The organism is Desulforamulus hydrothermalis Lam5 = DSM 18033 (genome assembly GCF_000315365.1).
In the GTDB taxonomy this organism is placed as follows: Bacteria; Bacillota; Desulfotomaculia; order Desulfotomaculales; family Desulfotomaculaceae; genus Desulfotomaculum; species Desulfotomaculum hydrothermale.
In genome coordinates, this window is record NZ_CAOS01000009.1 from 87543 (window position 1) to 104664 (window position 17122).

Sequence of the window (17122 nt, forward strand, 5' to 3'; positions counted from 1 at the left end):
CTTGGTTTGAATTATACATCTAGATAAAGAATTGAGTAACATAACGGTTGGTAAATTTAATTTTAAAGAAACTTGGGTGAAACTGCATTGTCAATGGTCGGCTTGTGATTTAGAATGAGAGTGAAAGGAGAGGGGTGTATGAAAGTTGGCAGGTATTTTATTTTTCTTTTAATACCCCTTTTGTTTTGGCAATCTTTTTTTTCTGCTGCTGCTTCGGCAAGCACGGCAGAGGTATTAAAGCAGCATCAGATGTTAAAACATAGAGAACAACAGATAATAGCTGAACTGGTTAAGACAGAGTTGGCTCTGGACAGGTTGAATACGGCATACAGCCGACTGCAAGCCGAGTTGTTGCAGGTAAGATCAACTATACCGGCGGCCAGGCGGCAGCTTGACGGGGCTCAAGAGCGGTTGCGGCAGTGCCGTAAAAAATTAGGCCTGTGGCTGAGGTATTTTTATATAGAAGGGCGTACCAACTTTATTTTTATGCTTTTGGGTGCTGTCAATACAGGAGATTTTTTTAACAGGTTAGCCCTGGTAGGGGTATTGGTATCACGGGGCATGGCGGATTTTCAGCAAACCCTGGCGGCGGTGGAAGAAGTAAAACAGCGGACGGCGGCCCTGGATCAACTGGAGAAAAAGCTGGCAGACAGGCAAAGGGAACTGGCCGGGATGCTGGAACAAGCCAAATTGCTGCAGTTAACCAGGCAGCATTTGCTGTCGGATACCAGGCAGGAGCTGGGGAAGCACCAAGAAAAAGTGCTGGCAGTGGTGGATGGTTTGCATACAACCCTGAAGCCTCTGGAAACTATACTGGACAGGTTTAAAAATGCTCCCTGGCATAAATACCGCCCTGACCGCATGCAGTGGCTGGGTGCCGGAGTCAAAGCCGAATACAGTGAACAAACCTTGTCAAAATTGTTGTTTGCCGGGACAGGTTTAAACCAACCGGCAGAAATTTGTTTATCTGATCAGTTGTTTATTATAAAAGGAACTAACCAAGATCAAACCCCTTTTACGATTGCCGGTGAGCTTAAAGTTATTGATAATGATAAAGTATGTTATAAAATCAAGTCCATCCGGGTGGGGGAAGTGGTCTTTGATAAGGAACTGGTAGAATTGATTTCAGGTAAAGAAGGATTAACTTACCCTGTAGGACTGTTAATGGGCTGGCGGCTGCGTGATATACAAATTGAGGACGGCAAAGCCTTTTTTGCCCTGGAGCCGGCATAAAAAAAACCAAGGCAGCCGGTTCCCGGGCAGCTTGAGAGGAAAAGCCCGGCCCAGGAAAGAGCTCCTTGAGTTTAATACCCGAGAATAATTTTTTAAGAAATTTTTTGAATGGGGTCTACCACCGCTTTGCGGCGGGACGATTGATCGTCGGCATAATCGCTGGAGATCAAGTAAAGGCTTACCCAGAGGTCATGTTCATTGGGTTTGCCTTCCAGTTCTTTAGCAACTTCTTTAAATTTTTTTTCTACCCTGTCTTTAAAGGCTGAAAACTCCACCAGCATATCGATAACGTCCCTCTGATTGTAGGCAGCTCCTTCTTTAAGCACTTTTGCCAAAATTTACACCCCCTGTAAATAATTACCGTAATATGTATGATAATTATAAAACTGCTGCAATGCTTCTGTTAAGGGGGAAATATTGTCTAATCTTTTGTGGTTTTGTAAAAGTATTCTAATTTGATACAGCCCAAAATAATAAGGCCTAAAACAGGCCTTCAGAGTGTCGACAAACATTAGCGGTGGTTTATGATCCCCTTTGGCTCCGGTCTACGCACCGACAGCACTATGATTCGCTCCGGTCGCCCTTGGGGTCGCCTCAACCGGGCCATCCTGGCCCGGTTCGGCTGGCGCCCACATCCTGTGGGCGCCCCCCAATGGCTCCTTTCGCTCATCAAGTGCTGTGACCGGTGCTTCGACAAGTCGCCGACAGGGGATCATAAAACAACCTCACTTTGTTTTGCAGCCTTTGTCTACAGTCTGACGGCCTAAAACAGGCCTTATGCTTAAAAAATTTACTGAGATTGCTGATACTGCTGATACTGCTGTTGATATGGGAAGGGTTGAGCAGTTTGTGCCATTAATCCCGGCTGGCCGCTGAGGTAAGCTGCCTGGGCCGAGCTCAGGCCATAGGTGCTTAGGTGTTGGCCGGTTTGCTGCTGGGCCAAGAGCTGACTTGGGTTGCCGTAGCCGCCCGTTTGCTGACCCTGGCTGAACTGCCCGGGGGCAGTAAACTGGGCTGTGTATGGGACATATTGAGGAGTCTGATAACTCTGGGTGGTTATTTGGCTGACTTCCTGTCCCATATGGTGTGCTGTTTGAGCCACTTGCTGCAGCTGCTGGACAGCATTGGCTTCCCGCTGGGCTATTTGCTGCAATTGCTGACTGTTTTGCTGTTCCTGCTGCTGCAGTTGCTTGCAGATTTGTTCAATTTGGTTAATATCATTGCGCAGGTGAGCAATTTTTTGTTGGAGCTGCATGATACTCTGGTTCAAATGGCATGACCTCCTGTAGATATTGCAGTTTCCAATGCACAATTATATTCTTTGCCAAAAATTTAAACATATACATCAGTGTTTAATAAAAGCATGAAAAAATAAAGGTATGCCGTAAGGGTTTACTTCTACACCCTGCAGGTTTTTGGTGACGCCCAGACAACTTTGGCCATAATTAAGAAAAACCAGCGGGGTTTCCTGTAAAATAATTTGCTGAGCATGGTAATATAATCTTTGTCTGGTTTTCTCGTCGTATTCCTGCTGGGCAGCAGCGATTAATCGATCAACTTCGCTGTTTTTGTAAAAAGAAAGATTGGTTTGCGGCACAGCATCCGATGACAACAGGGTAAATAAAAAGTTATCCGGGTCCAGGTTGTCACCTACCCAGCCAAACAAATAGGCATCTCCTTCCTGCCTTTTGAGGGCCGATTTAAATTCATGCCAGGGATAGGCTTTTACGGTCACCCTGATGTTGGCCGGTGCCAACTGTTTTTTTATCAGGTTGGCCAAAGCCTCACCTCCCAACGGATTGTAAGGTCTTTCCGATTGATAGGTGATGAGAGTAACGGATATGCCGTCCGGATAGCCGCAGGTTTTAAGCAAACTTTTGGCCCTGGCAGCTCCGCCTGAGTAGGGCGTTAAATCTTTATAATGGCCGGGCAGGGCCGGCGGCAAAATGCTGTTGGCAGCCAGCGAAGAATCGGCAAACATGGCTGAGGCAACGGCTTCCCGATCAACGGCCATACAAACTGCCCGACGTACAAGATGATTATTAAAGGGCGGCCGGTTGTTAAACATGCCCAGATAGCCCAGGGATGCCGTAGGGCTGCAAATCAAAGATATGTGGTCTTGCTTTAGATGTTCTTTCTGGCTGGGCAACAGATCAGCAACGCCGCAATGGCTGCTGTTTAAATCAATTAAACGCTGCTCATGGTCGGCAGGACGAAAAGCCAGATAGGAAATGCGGGGGCGGTTTCCCCAGTAACGTTCGTTTGCCTTTAAAACCGGAGTTCCGTTACGCCACTCAGACAAGCGGTAAGGGCCGGTGCCCACCGGATTTTTGGCAAAATCATGACCAAACTTTTTGACAGCTGACGGGCTTACCACCGGTGCTGCCCAGGGCATGGCCAGATTACGCAGTAAAGGGGCGTAGGGAGCACGCAGGTTAAAAGCAACGGTGTAATCATCAACGATCTCAACCGATTCCACCATGCCGAAAGCAAAGCTGCCGTAGGTCATGTAATCTTTTTTATTAGGCGGCAACTGTCTTTCAACAGAAAATTTTACAGCCTCGGCATTTAAAGGGGTGGTGTCGTGGAAATACACGCCTTGTCTTAAATAAAAGATCCAGCGGCGCCCGTCCGGCGAAATCTGCCAGTGGGTAGCCAAGCAGGGTTCGATCCGGGCGGAATTTCCTTGAAAACGAACTAACCCTTCAAAAATATGGCTGAGCACCTTTGCTTCGGATAGATTGTTGGCAGCTGCCGGATCAAGGCTTTTAATCGGCTCGGCCACCTCATAAGTGAGGCTGTTATCGGGTAAGGCAGTTACTTGTGGGGGAGCCGAAACCGGGATTTCCTTGTTAACCAGCAGTGCAAGCAAACTTAAAAATAACAATAAAAAGGCTGTTCGATAAAGCCTGCTGCGCATAACCAATACCTCCGCATGTAAATAGTATTAAATAATCATTCTTCCAAAAAATGTAAATACCTCCAAGGTTATTTAAAATATGAAAGGGGAATTTTATGTCTGTTAAATTTGGCAGTGCCGGAGCACCTGATGCATTTTATGCCCAAGGTTATAAAAGTTCCCTGGACATGCCCGGGTGGTTAGCGGCCATGGGTTTAACCGCTTATGAATATCAATGCAGTCGTGGGGTAAAAATCAAAGAAGAACGTGCCAGGGAACTGGGGGAAAGGGCCCGGCGGCATGGGGTAGCGCTGTCTATCCATGCGCCGTATTACATTAATTTGAGTACCCAGGAACCTGAAAAAAAGTTAAAAACTAAGGGCTATATACTGGACTCGCTGCGGGCAGCCCGCTGGATGGGAGCCACTACCGTGGTGTTTCATCCCGGGGGCGGACCCGGCGCAGACAGGCGGCAAACCTTTGGGCGAGCCAAAGCATTGTTTGAGGAAATTTTAGAGGAAGCAGCTCGGTTAGGGTTGGATGATATACTGCTGGCTCCGGAAACCATGGGGAAAATTAATCAAATTGGTTCCCTGGAGGAAATACTGGAACTATGCAAAATGGGCCGCCAGGTGGTGCCCTGTGTTGATTTTGGACATTTAAACGCAGTAACCCAGGGAGGGCTGAAAAATAAGGAGGACTACGCCCGGGTTTTGGATGAAATTGCCCGGGTGCTGGGCGAAGAAACGGTTAAAGGTTTGCATATTCATTTTAGCCCGGTGGAATACACCAAGGCAGGTGAAAAAAAGCACTGGACGTTGCAGGAAAGTCATCTGTACGGGCCGGATTTTGCGCCGTTGGCCGAGTTAATTTGGGAGCGGCAAATGCAGCCGGTAATCATCTGTGAGTCTGCCGGCACCCAGGCAGCAGATGCCCTGGTGTATAAACAAATTTATGAGGGCCTAAAACCGCAGAGTTAAGGTGCCGGCAGCTTTCGGTTGCTATTTTGGTAAATTTGGCAGGTTGTAACGAACATTGTAATAAAATTTTTAATCTGGCAAAAAACAGTTTATTTTTCCATGGAGTTTTCGTATAATATGTTTTGTGTTTAGAGAAAATGATTTAAAACAACAAAAATGGAAGGAGAACTGTGAATGCTACCGACCCCTAAGAAATATTTCGTTACAGCTGCGTCTTCTGAGGGCAGAAGCAAGTTAACGGCATTTGACAATGCTTTATTAAAAGCTCGTATAGGCAACGTCAACCTGTTAAGGGTGTCCAGCATTCTGCCTCCGGGCTGCCAACACGACCCCGGTCTGATACTGCCTCCCGGTTCCCTGGTTCCCACAGCCTATGGTTATATTGTCAGCGATGTACCCGGAGAAGTCATTTCTGCCTGTGTAGGTGTAGGCATTAACTCAAGCGATACCTTTGGTGTTATTATGGAGTTTTCCGGAAAATGCAGTAAGCAAGAAGCAGAGCAAGCCATTACCAACATGGTTAAGGAAGCTTTTGAAACACGCGGCATGGAACTGAAAGAAATTAAGCTTGCTTCCACGGAACACAAGGTTGAAAAGATTGGTTGCGCACTGGCGGCAGTTCCCCTCTGGTATTAAAAGGTACTTAAAATTAAGGAGGCTTGGCATTCATGGAATTATGGTATACAGAAAGAGGGATTGTTCCCGGCCTTGCTTTAAGTGTAGAGGTAAGCAAGGTACTGCATGAAGAACAAACAGAATTTCAGCATCTGGCCATAGTGGATACCCCCCTGTATGGCCGCATGCTGTGGCTGGACAACATTATCATGACCAATATTAAGGATGAGTTTGTTTACCATGAAATGATCAGTCATGTGGCATTAAATACCCATCCCAACCCGAAAAAGGTACTGGTTATCGGTGGTGGTGACGGCGGTGCCATCCGGGAAATTATTAAGCACCCCAGCGTAGAAAAGGCTGTACTGGTTGAGATTGATCGCCGGGTGGTGGAAACCAGCAAAGAGTACCTGCCGGAAATAGCCGGTGCTTTGGACGATCCCAAGGTAGAAGTGCATTATGAAGACGGCATAAAATATGTGAAAGAGCACCAGAATGAATTTGACATTATTATCGTTGACTCCACTGACCCCATTGGCCCGGCTGTCGGGTTGTTTGAGGGTGATTTTTACAAAAGTTGTTACCAGGCCCTTAAAGAGGACGGTATTTTTGTAGCACAGACTGAGTCGCCTTATTATAATGAAGAACTGATACCCAAGGTGCAAAAGGATATTCGGTCACTTTATCCCATTACCAAGCTCTATTTAGCTTTTATTCCTACCTATCCGGGCGGTTGCTGGAGTTTTACCATGGGATCCAAAAAATATGATCCGGAAACAGCGGATTTAAACAGTCGGCCTGTTTATCCCACCCGTTACTATAACCACGGCATTCACAAAGCAGCCTTTATATTGCCTAATTTTGTGCAAGAATTAATTAATAAATAATAAATAATTAGGAGATTAAACCATGTTTAACCTTCTGGATGCCGGCAGCGGTTTTCTGGGGGCTTCCCGTGATTACCGGAATGCCGGGGTTGTTTTGGTAGGAGCACCAATGGATTTTACTGTCAGTTTTCGGCCGGGGACCCGCCAAGGTCCCCAGGCCATTCGCCAGGTGTCAGTAGGTCTGGAAGAATACAGCGTTATGCTGGACAGGGATCTGGCAGATTATAATTATTATGATGCCGGCGATGTTTCTCTTCCTTTCGGACATGTCACAGAAAGCTTGCGTCGTATTGGACAGGTGGTAAACGGTATTCTGAAGGATGACAAATTCCCTTTGGTATTGGGCGGGGAACACTTAATCAGCTTACCGGTAATAGAGCAGGTAGCAGCCAAATATCCCGGACTTAAAATCCTGCATTTCGACGCTCATGCCGACTTGCGTGAGGATTACATGGGTCAAGCCCTTTCTCATGCGTCAGTAATACGGCGGGCTGCAGATTTGGTAGGAGGAAAAAATATTTATCAATTTGGCATTCGCTCAGGCACCAGGGATGAGTTTGTATATGCCAAACAAAATACCCATATGTTTGTGGGGAAGGTATTGGAACCATTAAAGCAGGTGCTGCCTGAGCTGGCAGGACATCCGGTGCATATTACCCTGGATATCGACGTGGTAGATCCGGCCTTTGCCCCGGGTACCGGAACGCCTGAGCCGGGGGGATGTTCGGCTGCGGAAATACTGGAAGCCCTTTACGCTTTACGGGATCTCCGGGTGGTAGGATTTGATCTGGTTGAAATCAGTCCGGCCTACGACCATTCGGAGCGGACTGCCATACTGGGTGCCAAACTGGTAAGAGAAGCAATCTTAGCCTTTGGCAAACCGGAGAAGCAAAGTTAAGTAAAGCGGCGGTTAAAATTTCCTAAAGAAACGCAAAAAATATATTTGACTTCCGTAGTCAGTTTTTGTATACTTATCATTGTCAGTGGCGAAACTGACATGGAGCTGTGGTGTAGAGGCCTAACATGCCTGCCTGTCACGCAGGAGATCGCGGGTTCGACTCCCGTCAGCTCCGCCAGTTATTTGCCTCGATAGCTCAGTTGGTAGAGCAGCGGACTGAAAATCCGCGTGTCGCTGGTTCGATTCCGGCTCGAGGCACCATATTTCAGTAGTTAGTGCGGAAGTGGCTCAGTGGTAGAGCATCGCCTTGCCAAGGCGAGGGTCGCGGGTTCGAATCCCGTCTTCCGCTCCATTTTATATGGCGGCATAGCCAAGTGGTAAGGCAGAGGACTGCAAATCCTCCATTCCCCAGTTCAAATCTGGGTGCCGCCTCCAGTAAGAAAACCCCATGCTGGTTTGCATGGGGTTTTTTGATGCAGGACAATCAAGGGATAAACATAAACCCGTACCACTTTAATAGTGATACGGGTTTATTTTTGCAAACTTTGTTAGCGTTTCAGGTGGGGATCAAAGGTCGGCTTATTAGGCTGCTTTGTGTGACACTGCTGTTTCGTTGAAACTTAAGGCATTACGCGGGCAAACGGCGGTGCAGCTGCCGCATTTGATGCAATCAGCATCAAGGAAAAGGCCGGTTTGTTTGTCCAGGTGAGGGGTTAGACCCATGGGACAGGCTTTGGCACAAAGACCGCAGCCGGTGCACTTTTCGCCAATAAACAGAGGGCGCTTGCCTTGGCCAAACCAGCCGGCCATGGTACCCATCGGGCAAATATGACACCACCCTCTGGGGTGAACTTTTACCGCCAGAACAATACCTGCCAGGGTGGTTAAGGTGAGCAGGCGTACAAAGGCTAAGCCCATACCATATAAATCACCCCAGGACAAATACAGCTGGCTTCCCAGGACTACAATAATCAAACCCAGCATAAACACCTTCAGCTTCTTGGAGCGCAGCCAGGCAGGAACGGGTTTGGTTTGCTGCGGGTTTTGAAACAACAAGTCAAAAAAGGCACCGCGCGGACACATCCAGTCGCACCAGGAACGGCCGCTGAAGAATGATAAGCCTACCGCCCCAAACATACATAACAGCAGCAGAAAACCGGCCGGTGGGTAAAGCCAGCCGGCAACAATTACTGCGGGCAAAATAAACCACGTTAAGGCTTGTTTTCGGTAACGACTAAACAACAGTAAGTTTTTTTTCATAAATATATTACCTCCTTCTGAATGATCATGTTGACTTATTCTAATATAATTAATAATAATTACGCTGTCAATATATTTTTAATAAAATTAAATGCTTGTCAAAAAAATGACAAAAAAAATAAAGCAGTAGCAGGGAAAGCGGATATGGTGTGTCGAAGTGATAATAATCACAAATTATATACTTTTAGGGGTGTTAGCAGCATGCTGGAAACCTGTAACCGTTGTCGGTACGGTGTTGAAATTATTCGCGGGGATTATAAATGTGAAAAACAAGAAATAAAGATTCCCAGGGATGAAGCACTGTACCCCTTTAGGCGTTGTAACTGGTTTGTGTTTAAAAACAGTTTAATTAAAGTTAAGAGAGTTCACGAAAATGCGGAACTTCCTAAGCGGGCCACCCCTGAAAGTGCCGGCTTTGATTTGCATACTGTTGAAGATTTTTCACTTGAGCCGGGGGAACATAAGGCGGTGCGGACAGGGTTGGCTTTTGAAATTCCGGCGGGATACGCCATGTTTATATTCCCGCGTAGCGGCTTGGCAAAAAATCACGGGCTTACCTTGAGTAATGCTGTTGGTGTGGTGGACTCAGATTACCGGGGCGAAGTTATGGTGCTGCTGCATAATGCAGGAGAATATAAAGTATCCTTCCGTTCTGGTGAGCGAATTGCCCAGGCGGTTATTCAAACCCTGCCGGATATTGAACTGGTTGAGTGCGAGGAATTAAGTGAAACGGCCAGGGGTAAAAGTGGCTTTGGCAGCACCGGTTTATAAATTCATATAAAAATTGCAATTACCTCTTGCCAGAGGGTAAAACTTATGCTAAAATTCATAATTGCCAACAGTGCCTCGATAGCTCAGTTGGTAGAGCAGCGGACTGAAAATCCGCGTGTCGCTGGTTCGATTCCGGCTCGAGGCACCATATTTCAGCATTTAGTGCGGAAGTGGCTCAGTGGTAGAGCATCGCCTTGCCAAGGCGAGGGTCGCGGGTTCGAATCCCGTCTTCCGCTCCATTTTATCTGGCGGCATAGCCAAGTGGTAAGGCAGAGGACTGCAAATCCTCCATTCCCCAGTTCAAATCTGGGTGCCGCCTCCATAGGGAAAGATAAGTCACCTGCCGGTAAACAGGTGACTTATTTTGTTTATTATTGCTTTTAACAGTATTGCCGACCTGGTTGTCAAATCTTGACGGCGGTTCATATGCGTTCAACCGGGGGCCGTACCCCTTCCTGATTCTACGTTATTTGTATGGACGCTGCCACGATTGCTTTTTGCTTACTAAGAAGCGATGCTGCAGGTATTTTGCCAGATACCTGCCGGATTAATCTTTAAAATATTTTATCGTTTTTTCTTTTTAGCCGGTCGATTTTTTTGACTGGTAATGCGGGGTTGGTTAAACACTTCCGGTAAATAGGCGGGGGCAGCGGCTACCACAGATTCGCTGATTTCTGCTAAAACTTTATTAATAACTTGTTCCGGCTCAGAATCATCCATATCAATAGCAGAAACTACCATAGGCAGAGAAGATTTTATCTGTTCTTTATTATTGACAGGGTGTGGCTGCTCGGCTGCAAAATTAGAGTTAGCCGGCGGGTTGTCTGCTTTTATTTGATTGCCGGGGGAATAATCAGCCAGGGTTAATGCTGCAATCTGGGCGTTAAGTGAACCGGCCTGGGCAAGGGTTTCTTCCAGTGCCAGCACTTCTTCGGGTGTTCCTTCAATCCCCAGAGCTTTAATGGCTTCTTCTTGCATTAAACGCACCCATTCAGCCACCAGGTCGAGACCTTCTTGCAGCTCTTTGAAACTTTGACGAACTGCGTCGCCGATCTGTTTTTCCAGCTCTTCCTGGCGAATAGTAAGGTTTAACAGTTCGTTTCTTTGCGATCTGGTCAGTGACGCCAGTGGTTTATCCAGGCCATTTATTTTATTTACAATTTGCCGGTATTCACTAAACACAGTTATACCTCCCAGGTTGTTTTTTAATAATATTTCTAGGCCATAAAGGAAAATCCTTCCAAATATTAAAAATTAAGTTAATTTTTTGATGCAATAATCTGCTGTTATGCTGTTTTTAGCAATTATTGGTTATGGTATACTGGATATCAGGAGAGTGATAAAGTGGAAGCATTATTGTCATTTTACAGCAGTTTGCCACGAACCCAACTTTTTATTATGTTTATTGCTGTTACAGCGGCACTGGTTGCCATAATAATCGGCTTTAACCGTAAATATGGCGATTAAGTACGCTACAATTTAGATATTGACTTATCTTCCTTATCTGTGGTATATTATTAACCGTCGGTTGACGTTTTGCGGAAGTGGCTCAGTGGTAGAGCATCGCCTTGCCAAGGCGAGGGTCGCGGGTTCGAATCCCGTCTTCCGCTCCAGCAATTGCGGAGCTGTGGTGTAGAGGCCTAACATGCCTGCCTGTCACGCAGGAGATCGCGGGTTCGACTCCCGTCAGCTCCGCCAAATTTTGTTTATTGACAAAAATCAATATAATTGTTATACTGTTTAAGCTAAGGTATAAATATTTGCCCGGGTGGCGGAATAGGCAGACGCACAGGACTTAAAATCCTGCGGGTAGCGATACCCGTGCCGGTTCGACCCCGGCTCCGGGCACCAAAATAAAGGCCTCCAGGCTATTAACCTGGAGGCCTTGAAATTTAATTTTGCTTTTGACCAGCGTTTTGACCACCGCGAAGGTACTGGTCTATTTTTTCTACTACTGCTACATCTCCCTTTGGACGTATATGTTGGTATTTTGATGTCATTGTAATATTGCTGTGGCCAAGCCTATTTTGTACATGCCGTATATCTATATCTGCATCTAACATTAGTGTTGCATGGAAGTGTCTTAAATCATGGAACCTTATATGTGGGAGCTTGTTAGAAGCTAGGAAGTTTTTAAAGCGGTGAGAATAATTACCTGGATGACTAGGGTTGCCGTCGTTTGATATTACATAACCTATGGATTTTTTAACAGCTAAAACTTTTAAAACATCAGCAGGGACCGAAATGGTTCTTGCTGACTTTTTTGTTTTTGGTGGTTTTACTTCTAGGCCGCCAGAGACAGGAACAACAACCTGTCGAATGGTTAAGGTAGAATTTTTAAAGTCAATATCATTCCATGTGAGTCCGAATACTTCTTCCCTTCGAAGGCCACACATGCCAGCCAAAAGAACAGGTATTTCGTGCTCAGTATTTCTTGCTGCATCTAATATTGCATAAAACTGTGACACATCAGGCACGGTTATTTCAAAATCATCAGGGCTAGGTGGATCTACTAAGGAGCATGGGTTAGTAGGTATTAACCCGTTTTTTACTGCATGCTTCAAGGCCCTTGAAAAGATTCGATGTATCTGCAATATTGTTTTCTCTGAATATTCCTTCTCTCTTTCGTAATTATAAAATTCCTCGATGTGTATTGGTCGGAGGTTTTTAAGTTTTTTGCCCTTGAAATATGGGATAATATGATTGTCAATGTATCTTTTATATCCTTCTTTAGTAGTTGTTTCTAATTTTTTGCAATATACCGAGAACCATTGCTCTAAATATGCGTCAATTGTGAGCTTCCCTGCATCAGCAAATGTTCCAGTTTGAAGTTGATATATTATATCGTTTACTAGCTTTTGACATTCTTGCCTCTTGCTAGCATATACATATTTCTGTCTACGCTTCCCAGTAATAGGGTCTGGTGGTAACTCTACTCGGCCTTCCCATCTTCCATCTTTCCGTTTACGAACCAATCCTTTCATTAATGCTCCTCCTTATTAAGCAAGTATTGAGCATAAGAATACAGTTCTTTCCTTTTATCAGGTGAAAGTGAGTTAAAAATTTCCAATAATTCATTAGATGTTAACTCAGGGTATCTTTCGTCACTATACCCTATGAGCCAGTTAAAGTCGCAATTAAAAAACTTTGCAATAGCCTTTACATTAGAGAGTTTTGGTTCCCTTAGGCCGTTTTCGTATTTGTGTATAGTCCCTTTGGTTGTTCCTGTGCCTTGGGCAACCTCTTCTAGGGTAAGTTTCTTCTCCTCGCGGAGCAAACGGAGTCTTTGTCCAAACTTTTCTTTCAACATTTTACTCTCCAAAGCAATATACCACCTTTCGAAATCAGTATATCAATAGTGTAGCCAAAAAGCAATAATTTGTATCCAAAAAGACAAAAAAATAATTGACACAAATAGGTGCCCGTGTTACCCTATAAGTATCCAAAAGGAAACAGGCAAAATGGTGCGAGGGGAGGAAAAGTAATGGCAAAAAAACAAAGGAAACCGCATCTTAAACTGAAGGCGTTTAGAGTAGAAAGAGCTCTGACGCAAGAAGATATGGCTAAAAGAATAGGAATATCCATCAATGCCTATATCCTAAAGGAAAACGGATATCGGGATTTTACCCTTTCAGAGGTTGCAGCTATGGTTAATGAGTTTTCTTTGGATCCTAATAAGATATTTTTTTGTGATTAAAGTATCCGATTGGAAACAAATTTTGATGCCAAGAAGAGAGGTGTAACCATTGGCAACAGTCCACCCGTTTCCTAATCAGTCAGTCCGGGCTTTAGTCCATTCGGTTATCCAGATGTATGCCGCTGGGAAATGGACCCGGCAGCAAATGATGAGCCAGGTCCATGACACGCTCCGGCAGTATGGTATTTCCAGGCTCAACATCAACAACTACAACGTCCGGATTGTAGAACCAGTTATCACCAGTGCCGGAGTATTCCCGGTGGTCATCATCGAAGGCGGGGAGGTTTCTGCCAGCATCGGTTGCCCGGCCTGCCACTCCCGGGAGGCCGGTTATCTGGCCGGGGACTCAACAGTGACAGTGATGTGTAGGAGCTGTGGGTGTATTTATCAGTTCAGGGAGAGAAAGGAGGGCTTGAAATGACAGTGTTCGTAGCTTGCGTTATTTTATCGGCAGTACTCTGGTTTACCTTTCACGGCAAGGCAAACAAGTAAAGGAGGTGAGTAAGATGCAAGTTAACACATTAGAAACCATGGAAAATCTAAAGGATTTAGCCGAAAGGTTCTTAACTATTTACCCGCAGTTAAAGGCCGCTTTGACTGGCCAAACACAACAAACTCAGACTGCGGAACCTCAGTACGCGAACCCCGACCAGCAAATTTCTCAGTTTCTTCGGGAGCTCGGCACCCCAATGCATGTAAAAGGCTTTGGTTACCTCAAAACAGCCATAAAGTTACTGCAGGAAAATGAATCGCTGCTGTTTGCTGTCACCAAAGAACTTTACCCAGCCATTGCCAAGCTACACGATACCACCCCAAGCCGAGTAGAACGAGCCATTAGGCACGCTGTAGAATTGATGGCTGAAAGATGTAGCCCGTTGTATGCTAAATCGTTTACTGACCAACCAACTAACTCGGAGTTTCTGGCCTGGTGCGTGGAAAATCTCAAATTTCGAGCATAAAAAAAGAGCCGTTTTAAAACGGCCATAAAGAAAATACCTCACGTTAAACTTATCACCTTGACTGTAAAGTGTCAAGAAGGAGAGTGATTAATAATGCGTAGTCCTTTCAGGATTGCCACGTTCCGGGGGACGGTAGCCGAATTCCGGGAGTGGTTGCGCCGGATGTGCCAGTCATGCTAATCCCGCAATGTCTCTGCGGTCGAGATATCACTTTCAGACAAGGCCACAAGGAAAACCATTGTCCGAGGTGCGGGGCCAGATGGCTCCGGGATCGTAGCGGATTTTGGGCCTTCGGGCTTAATAAGGTTTGTTTTACACCAAAACAAAAATGGCTTAGGAAGGCAAGGAGGGGCGGTGCGCATGCCTGAATTAGTAACCTGCTGGAAGCAATATGGTTTAATTCCTTGCTCAGCTACCGACCCCAATTATGACTCTGCTGTAACGAGGATCTCTGACGAGAGATTGATATATAACCTCATGTATGAAGGCAGGAAATCTGCTTGGAAGAAGCTCCGAAAAGAAGCCGAAAAACGAGGGATCCAGAGACCGTTTGAAGTGCGTATGAAAGACGGTTCCAGCGAAGTGCTTATGGCCCAATCAAAACAAAGTGCAAAGAAATTGGCCCGAGAACTTGGATATGAAGTTTTAGAAATAATAGACAAATGGGAACCAAGGTGGTAGCCGAAATGAAAGTTTCAGGACTAATTTCAGAACTAATCACTCAAGCCCAGCAAATGGGCATCACCGTATATCACCACCAGGGGCAGGTTCAGGTTAAGATTCCCTGGCCAGTTGAGCGAATACCGGATCCTGCCCGGGCAATCCTTGGGGCTATCAGGGAACTGAAGCCAGAGGTGCTGGCATACTTCGCGCTCACAGAACCATTTAATGCCCAGTTGGTACTCGCAGCATTAGAGGCCCAGGGAGTTAGATTAGTCCCGGACCAATTGCAAGGATTCAGGATTTTTATTAACCCAAAAGCTCCGGGTAGGTGCGAGGGAACGGCTATAAAGTTGATTAACAAACTCAACGACCATCGATCTGCTATCATACCGTACCTATCCGGTCAGCAGGCACCGCCCGGGTGAACTCCATTGGAGTTATCACGCAAGGAGTGTTATCTGGCAAAACATTGCTTGATGCATTGATGACTGTGATTTATATCCCGTCGACATTGGGCTTTGCCGAAAGCGCAGTGGCATTAGTCCTAAAGAGGACCAACCTACCAAGGGTAAAGGAGGTCGCAAACATTGATTTTAAGATGTGCGCTAAATGGCCAAGAGTGCCTTAATTGTACGCCAGACTGTGAACTGATTAAGAACGGCATAGAGGAGGATGCAGAATGAAGCTTTACGAAATGACCGGTGCTTTCAATGAGATTTTTGCCATGATGGAAGATGGTGAAGAACTAAATTACTCTACCCTGGAGGATACTCTCCAAGCCCTGGAGGGAGCCATTGAAGAAAAGGTCGGTAATATTGCCAAGATGATTAAATCACTAGAAGTTCAGGCAGAAGGCTTTGATAAAGAAGCTAAGCGCCTTACTGATAAAAAACGGACAATTGAAAACAAGATTAAATGGCTCAAAGAGTACCTGCTTCAAGCCATGGAGGCTACAGCAAAGGATAAGATTCTTACCGATATTGGTACTGTCCGCCGCCAGAAGTCCCCGGCCGGTGTTTCTGTGACAGATCCAGATGAAATCCCGCAAAATTATTGGTTTACCCCGGAGCCGGAGCTAGATAAAAAGTTGATACTAGCTGATTTAAAGAGTGGTGTTAACATCCCGGGTGTTCAACTACGCCAGGGCTACCACATCCGTATTCAGTGAGGTGGACCATGTCAATTTTAAATCCCGAAAGAAAAAACATTGCAGCAAAGCTAGTTCAGGTAGCAAAGGCCTGCGGCTATGTACAAAAAGACAGCGAAAACAAGGAGCAAAGATATAAGTATGTTTCAGCAGCCGCAGTAATGGAAAAGGTTAACCCTGCCCTTGTAGAGGCACGCCTGATTAGTGTTCCTAAATTTTCGGTAGTTAGTGAAAAAGAAAAATCAACAACCAAGGGTGCTGTATGGCAGTTGGTGACGGTTGAATGCCAACTAACCATCATTGACGCTGATTCAGGCGAGTTTGTAAGCGTGATCAGTTTGGGTACCGGTACTGACCCTGGAGATAAAGCAGTGGCCAAAGCACAGACCATGGCCCTTAAATATGCCTGGTTGACAGCTTTAAACATTGAAACAGGTGACGAACCTGAGGCTGACGAGCGGACAGATAAGACTGAGTTTACGGTTCATCAACCGGTTAATGGTGGTATCCCTAATTCACCCAGATACCAGGAGCTTATCGGCCTCTGGAGACAGATGGGATGGGATATTAATTCTCTCCCTGGATACCTGGAGCAGCGTTTTCATAAACCACTTAGCCATTTGACTGAACCAGAACTTTCAGCAATGGTACATGAAGCCCAGGGATACTTACAACAAAGGATGGTGTAGCTAGTGTTAAATAATGTCGTGCTAATTGGTCGCCTGACCCGTGACCCGGAGCTTAGATATACAACAAATGGCACTGCGGTTGGTAGCTTTAATATCGCAGTTGACCGCCCGCAATCTAAAGATAGGGAAAAGGAAACGGATTTTATTGACATCGTAGTTTGGCAAAAAACAGCTGAGGCTTGTGCAAATAATCTAGGCAAGGGTCGGCTAGTGGCAGTTAGAGGTCGCCTGCAGATACGTTCCTACGATGATAATCAAGGGATTAGGCGTAAAACTGCTGAGGTTGTGGCTGATGAAGTTAAATTCCTAGATTGGCCAAGCGACAAAGGCCAGCAATCAACTCAACACCCGCCTCAAGCACCTCCACAGGGCTATCCGCAACAGCAACCGCCTTATGGTCAGCCACCCGGTTACCCAGGGCAGC

22 protein-coding genes, 10 tRNA genes and 1 pseudogene are annotated in these 17122 nt (G+C 45.8%); 26 read left to right on the forward strand and 7 right to left on the reverse strand.

Going from position 1 to position 17122, the window contains the following annotated elements:
- Nucleotides 1–138 precede the first annotated feature (138 nt).
- Nucleotides 139–1233: a coiled-coil domain-containing protein gene (locus tag DESHY_RS06970; RefSeq protein WP_008411541.1), complete on the forward strand. Its 1095-nt coding sequence runs from the start codon at nucleotides 139–141 to the stop codon at nucleotides 1231–1233.
- 92 nt (nucleotides 1234–1325) lie between these two features.
- Here the strand turns inward: DESHY_RS06970 and DESHY_RS06975 are convergent, their stop codons facing one another.
- Nucleotides 1326–1568, reverse strand: a complete 243-nt coding sequence (locus DESHY_RS06975; protein ID WP_008411542.1) for a hypothetical protein — start codon at nucleotides 1566–1568, stop codon at nucleotides 1326–1328.
- Nucleotides 1569–1757: 189 nt separating this feature from the next.
- Between DESHY_RS06975 and DESHY_RS14125 the strand changes: the two genes are divergently transcribed.
- Nucleotides 1758–2000 carry a hypothetical protein gene (locus DESHY_RS14125; RefSeq protein WP_162470938.1) on the forward strand — a complete coding sequence of 81 codons (243 nt, stop codon included), beginning with the start codon at nucleotides 1758–1760 and terminating at the stop codon, nucleotides 1998–2000.
- A 23-nt stretch (nucleotides 2001–2023) separates the two neighbouring features.
- Here the strand turns inward: DESHY_RS14125 and DESHY_RS13595 are convergent, their stop codons facing one another.
- Together DESHY_RS13595 and DESHY_RS06985 are read right to left on the reverse strand one after the other, a co-directional pair.
- A complete protein-coding gene (locus DESHY_RS13595; RefSeq protein ID WP_008411546.1) occupies nucleotides 2024–2503 on the reverse strand; it encodes a hypothetical protein in 480 nt (159 codons plus the stop codon).
- Between the two features lie 75 nt (nucleotides 2504–2578).
- Nucleotides 2579–4153 (reverse strand): ABC transporter substrate-binding protein, encoded by a 1575-nt coding sequence (locus DESHY_RS06985; RefSeq protein ID WP_008411548.1) that lies wholly within the window; start codon nucleotides 4151–4153, stop codon nucleotides 2579–2581.
- A 95-nt stretch (nucleotides 4154–4248) separates the two neighbouring features.
- Here DESHY_RS06985 and DESHY_RS06990 point away from each other — a divergent pair, with 95 nt between their 5' ends.
- The 8 genes from DESHY_RS06990 (at nucleotide 4249) to DESHY_RS07025 (ending at nucleotide 7947) form a co-directional block, all read left to right on the forward strand.
- Nucleotides 4249–5112, forward strand: a complete 864-nt coding sequence (locus DESHY_RS06990) for a TIM barrel protein (protein WP_008411550.1) — start codon at nucleotides 4249–4251, stop codon at nucleotides 5110–5112.
- Between the two features lie 174 nt (nucleotides 5113–5286).
- On the forward strand, nucleotides 5287–5748 hold the full coding sequence (locus DESHY_RS06995) for a pyruvoyl-dependent arginine decarboxylase (protein WP_008411552.1): 462 nt from the start codon (nucleotides 5287–5289) through the stop codon (nucleotides 5746–5748).
- 32 nt (nucleotides 5749–5780) lie between these two features.
- Nucleotides 5781–6614, forward strand: coding sequence for a polyamine aminopropyltransferase (speE, locus tag DESHY_RS07000; protein WP_008411555.1), 834 nt, complete (start codon nucleotides 5781–5783; stop codon nucleotides 6612–6614).
- Nucleotides 6615–6636: 22 nt separating this feature from the next.
- Nucleotides 6637–7512: an agmatinase gene (gene speB, locus DESHY_RS07005; RefSeq protein ID WP_008411558.1), complete on the forward strand. Its 876-nt coding sequence runs from the start codon at nucleotides 6637–6639 to the stop codon at nucleotides 7510–7512.
- A 101-nt stretch (nucleotides 7513–7613) separates the two neighbouring features.
- Nucleotides 7614–7690 (forward strand) — tRNA-Asp (locus tag DESHY_RS07010).
- A gap of 7 nt (nucleotides 7691–7697) precedes the next feature.
- A tRNA-Phe gene (locus tag DESHY_RS07015) sits at nucleotides 7698–7773 on the forward strand.
- Between the two features lie 16 nt (nucleotides 7774–7789).
- Nucleotides 7790–7864: transfer RNA gene (locus DESHY_RS07020), tRNA-Gly, on the forward strand.
- Between the two features lie 8 nt (nucleotides 7865–7872).
- Nucleotides 7873–7947: transfer RNA gene (locus DESHY_RS07025), tRNA-Cys, on the forward strand.
- A gap of 147 nt (nucleotides 7948–8094) precedes the next feature.
- Here the strand turns inward: DESHY_RS07025 and DESHY_RS07030 are convergent.
- Nucleotides 8095–8772, reverse strand: coding sequence for a 4Fe-4S binding protein (locus tag DESHY_RS07030; protein ID WP_008411560.1), 678 nt, complete (start codon nucleotides 8770–8772; stop codon nucleotides 8095–8097).
- Between the two features lie 201 nt (nucleotides 8773–8973).
- Between DESHY_RS07030 and dut the strand changes: the two genes are divergently transcribed.
- The 4 genes from dut to DESHY_RS07050 all read left to right on the forward strand — a co-directional run bounded on the left by dut (nucleotide 8974) and on the right by DESHY_RS07050 (nucleotide 9865).
- A complete protein-coding gene (dut, locus tag DESHY_RS07035; protein WP_048817961.1) occupies nucleotides 8974–9543 on the forward strand; it encodes a dUTP diphosphatase in 570 nt (189 codons plus the stop codon).
- 72 nt (nucleotides 9544–9615) lie between these two features.
- Nucleotides 9616–9691, forward strand: a tRNA-Phe gene (locus DESHY_RS07040).
- 16 nt (nucleotides 9692–9707) lie between these two features.
- Nucleotides 9708–9782, forward strand: a tRNA-Gly gene (locus tag DESHY_RS07045).
- A gap of 8 nt (nucleotides 9783–9790) precedes the next feature.
- Nucleotides 9791–9865 (forward strand) — tRNA-Cys (locus DESHY_RS07050).
- 242 nt (nucleotides 9866–10107) lie between these two features.
- On the opposite strand, the gene DESHY_RS07055 is transcribed toward DESHY_RS07050, so the two are convergent.
- A complete protein-coding gene (locus tag DESHY_RS07055; RefSeq protein WP_008411563.1) occupies nucleotides 10108–10725 on the reverse strand; it encodes a hypothetical protein in 618 nt (205 codons plus the stop codon).
- Between the two features lie 162 nt (nucleotides 10726–10887).
- Between DESHY_RS07055 and DESHY_RS14715 the strand changes: the two genes are divergently transcribed.
- The 4 genes from DESHY_RS14715 (at nucleotide 10888) to DESHY_RS07070 (ending at nucleotide 11394) form a co-directional block, all read left to right on the forward strand.
- Entirely contained in the window at nucleotides 10888–11010 is a 123-nt protein-coding gene (locus tag DESHY_RS14715; protein ID WP_008411565.1) for a hypothetical protein, read from the forward strand.
- Nucleotides 11011–11081: 71 nt separating this feature from the next.
- Nucleotides 11082–11156, forward strand: a tRNA-Gly gene (locus DESHY_RS07060).
- A gap of 8 nt (nucleotides 11157–11164) precedes the next feature.
- Nucleotides 11165–11241, forward strand: a tRNA-Asp gene (locus tag DESHY_RS07065).
- Nucleotides 11242–11305: 64 nt separating this feature from the next.
- Nucleotides 11306–11394: transfer RNA gene (locus DESHY_RS07070), tRNA-Leu, on the forward strand.
- 41 nt (nucleotides 11395–11435) lie between these two features.
- Here DESHY_RS07070 and DESHY_RS07075 read toward each other — a convergent pair.
- Together DESHY_RS07075 and DESHY_RS07080 are read right to left on the reverse strand one after the other, a co-directional pair.
- Nucleotides 11436–12527 (reverse strand): tyrosine-type recombinase/integrase, encoded by a 1092-nt coding sequence (locus DESHY_RS07075; RefSeq protein WP_048817962.1) that lies wholly within the window; start codon nucleotides 12525–12527, stop codon nucleotides 11436–11438.
- Nucleotides 12527–12865: a helix-turn-helix domain-containing protein gene (locus DESHY_RS07080; protein ID WP_008411568.1), complete on the reverse strand. Its 339-nt coding sequence runs from the start codon at nucleotides 12863–12865 to the stop codon at nucleotides 12527–12529. The genes DESHY_RS07075 and DESHY_RS07080 overlap by 1 nt, the downstream gene beginning before the upstream one ends.
- 162 nt (nucleotides 12866–13027) lie before the next feature.
- Between DESHY_RS07080 and DESHY_RS07085 the strand changes: the two genes are divergently transcribed.
- From DESHY_RS07085 to DESHY_RS14870, 8 genes and pseudogenes are all read left to right on the forward strand, one after another.
- Nucleotides 13028–13240 (forward strand): helix-turn-helix transcriptional regulator, encoded by a 213-nt coding sequence (locus DESHY_RS07085; protein ID WP_008411570.1) that lies wholly within the window; start codon nucleotides 13028–13030, stop codon nucleotides 13238–13240.
- Nucleotides 13241–13289: 49 nt separating this feature from the next.
- Complete coding sequence (locus tag DESHY_RS07090) at nucleotides 13290–13661, forward strand: hypothetical protein (RefSeq protein WP_048817963.1); 372 nt, start codon at nucleotides 13290–13292, stop codon at nucleotides 13659–13661.
- Between the two features lie 85 nt (nucleotides 13662–13746).
- On the forward strand, nucleotides 13747–14199 hold the full coding sequence (locus tag DESHY_RS07095) for a sporulation initiation factor Spo0A C-terminal domain-containing protein (RefSeq protein ID WP_008411571.1): 453 nt from the start codon (nucleotides 13747–13749) through the stop codon (nucleotides 14197–14199).
- A gap of 360 nt (nucleotides 14200–14559) precedes the next feature.
- Nucleotides 14560–14880 (forward strand): hypothetical protein, encoded by a 321-nt coding sequence (locus tag DESHY_RS07100; protein ID WP_008411573.1) that lies wholly within the window; start codon nucleotides 14560–14562, stop codon nucleotides 14878–14880.
- A 5-nt stretch (nucleotides 14881–14885) separates the two neighbouring features.
- Entirely contained in the window at nucleotides 14886–15287 is a 402-nt protein-coding gene (locus tag DESHY_RS07105; protein WP_048817964.1) for a hypothetical protein, read from the forward strand.
- A gap of 254 nt (nucleotides 15288–15541) precedes the next feature.
- Complete coding sequence (locus tag DESHY_RS07115; protein ID WP_008411576.1) at nucleotides 15542–16030, forward strand: siphovirus Gp157 family protein; 489 nt, start codon at nucleotides 15542–15544, stop codon at nucleotides 16028–16030.
- 8 nt (nucleotides 16031–16038) lie between these two features.
- Nucleotides 16039–16698, forward strand: coding sequence for an ERF family protein (locus tag DESHY_RS07120; protein ID WP_008411578.1), 660 nt, complete (start codon nucleotides 16039–16041; stop codon nucleotides 16696–16698).
- 3 nt (nucleotides 16699–16701) lie between these two features.
- Nucleotides 16702–17088, forward strand: a pseudogene (locus DESHY_RS14870) (single-stranded DNA-binding protein); the annotation flags it as partial.
- Nucleotides 17089–17122 lie beyond the last annotated feature (34 nt).

Bases quoted from the DNA above. Each gene is read 5' to 3' on its own strand.
- DESHY_RS14125 (WP_162470938.1), top strand. From the start codon at position 1,758: ATGATCCCCTTTGGCTCCGGTCTACGCACCGACAGCACTATGATTCGC.
- dut (WP_048817961.1), top strand. From the start codon at position 8,974: ATGCTGGAAACCTGTAACCGTTGTCGGTACGGTGTTGAAATTATTCGC.
- DESHY_RS07095 (WP_008411571.1), top strand. From the start codon at position 13,747: ATGCAAGTTAACACATTAGAAACCATGGAAAATCTAAAGGATTTAGCC.
- DESHY_RS07120 (WP_008411578.1), top strand. From the start codon at position 16,039: ATGTCAATTTTAAATCCCGAAAGAAAAAACATTGCAGCAAAGCTAGTT.
- DESHY_RS07115 (WP_008411576.1), top strand. From the start codon at position 15,542: ATGAAGCTTTACGAAATGACCGGTGCTTTCAATGAGATTTTTGCCATG.
- speE (WP_008411555.1), top strand. From the start codon at position 5,781: ATGGAATTATGGTATACAGAAAGAGGGATTGTTCCCGGCCTTGCTTTA.
- DESHY_RS07100 (WP_008411573.1), top strand. From the start codon at position 14,560: ATGCCTGAATTAGTAACCTGCTGGAAGCAATATGGTTTAATTCCTTGC.
- DESHY_RS06990 (WP_008411550.1), top strand. From the start codon at position 4,249: ATGTCTGTTAAATTTGGCAGTGCCGGAGCACCTGATGCATTTTATGCC.
- DESHY_RS07030 (WP_008411560.1), bottom strand. From the start codon at position 8,772: ATGAAAAAAAACTTACTGTTGTTTAGTCGTTACCGAAAACAAGCCTTA.
- DESHY_RS06970 (WP_008411541.1), top strand. From the start codon at position 139: ATGAAAGTTGGCAGGTATTTTATTTTTCTTTTAATACCCCTTTTGTTT.
- speB (WP_008411558.1), top strand. From the start codon at position 6,637: ATGTTTAACCTTCTGGATGCCGGCAGCGGTTTTCTGGGGGCTTCCCGT.
- DESHY_RS06985 (WP_008411548.1), bottom strand. From the start codon at position 4,153: ATGCGCAGCAGGCTTTATCGAACAGCCTTTTTATTGTTATTTTTAAGT.
- DESHY_RS06995 (WP_008411552.1), top strand. From the start codon at position 5,287: ATGCTACCGACCCCTAAGAAATATTTCGTTACAGCTGCGTCTTCTGAG.
- DESHY_RS07075 (WP_048817962.1), bottom strand. From the start codon at position 12,527: ATGAAAGGATTGGTTCGTAAACGGAAAGATGGAAGATGGGAAGGCCGA.
- DESHY_RS07085 (WP_008411570.1), top strand. From the start codon at position 13,028: ATGGCAAAAAAACAAAGGAAACCGCATCTTAAACTGAAGGCGTTTAGA.
- DESHY_RS07105 (WP_048817964.1), top strand. From the start codon at position 14,886: ATGAAAGTTTCAGGACTAATTTCAGAACTAATCACTCAAGCCCAGCAA.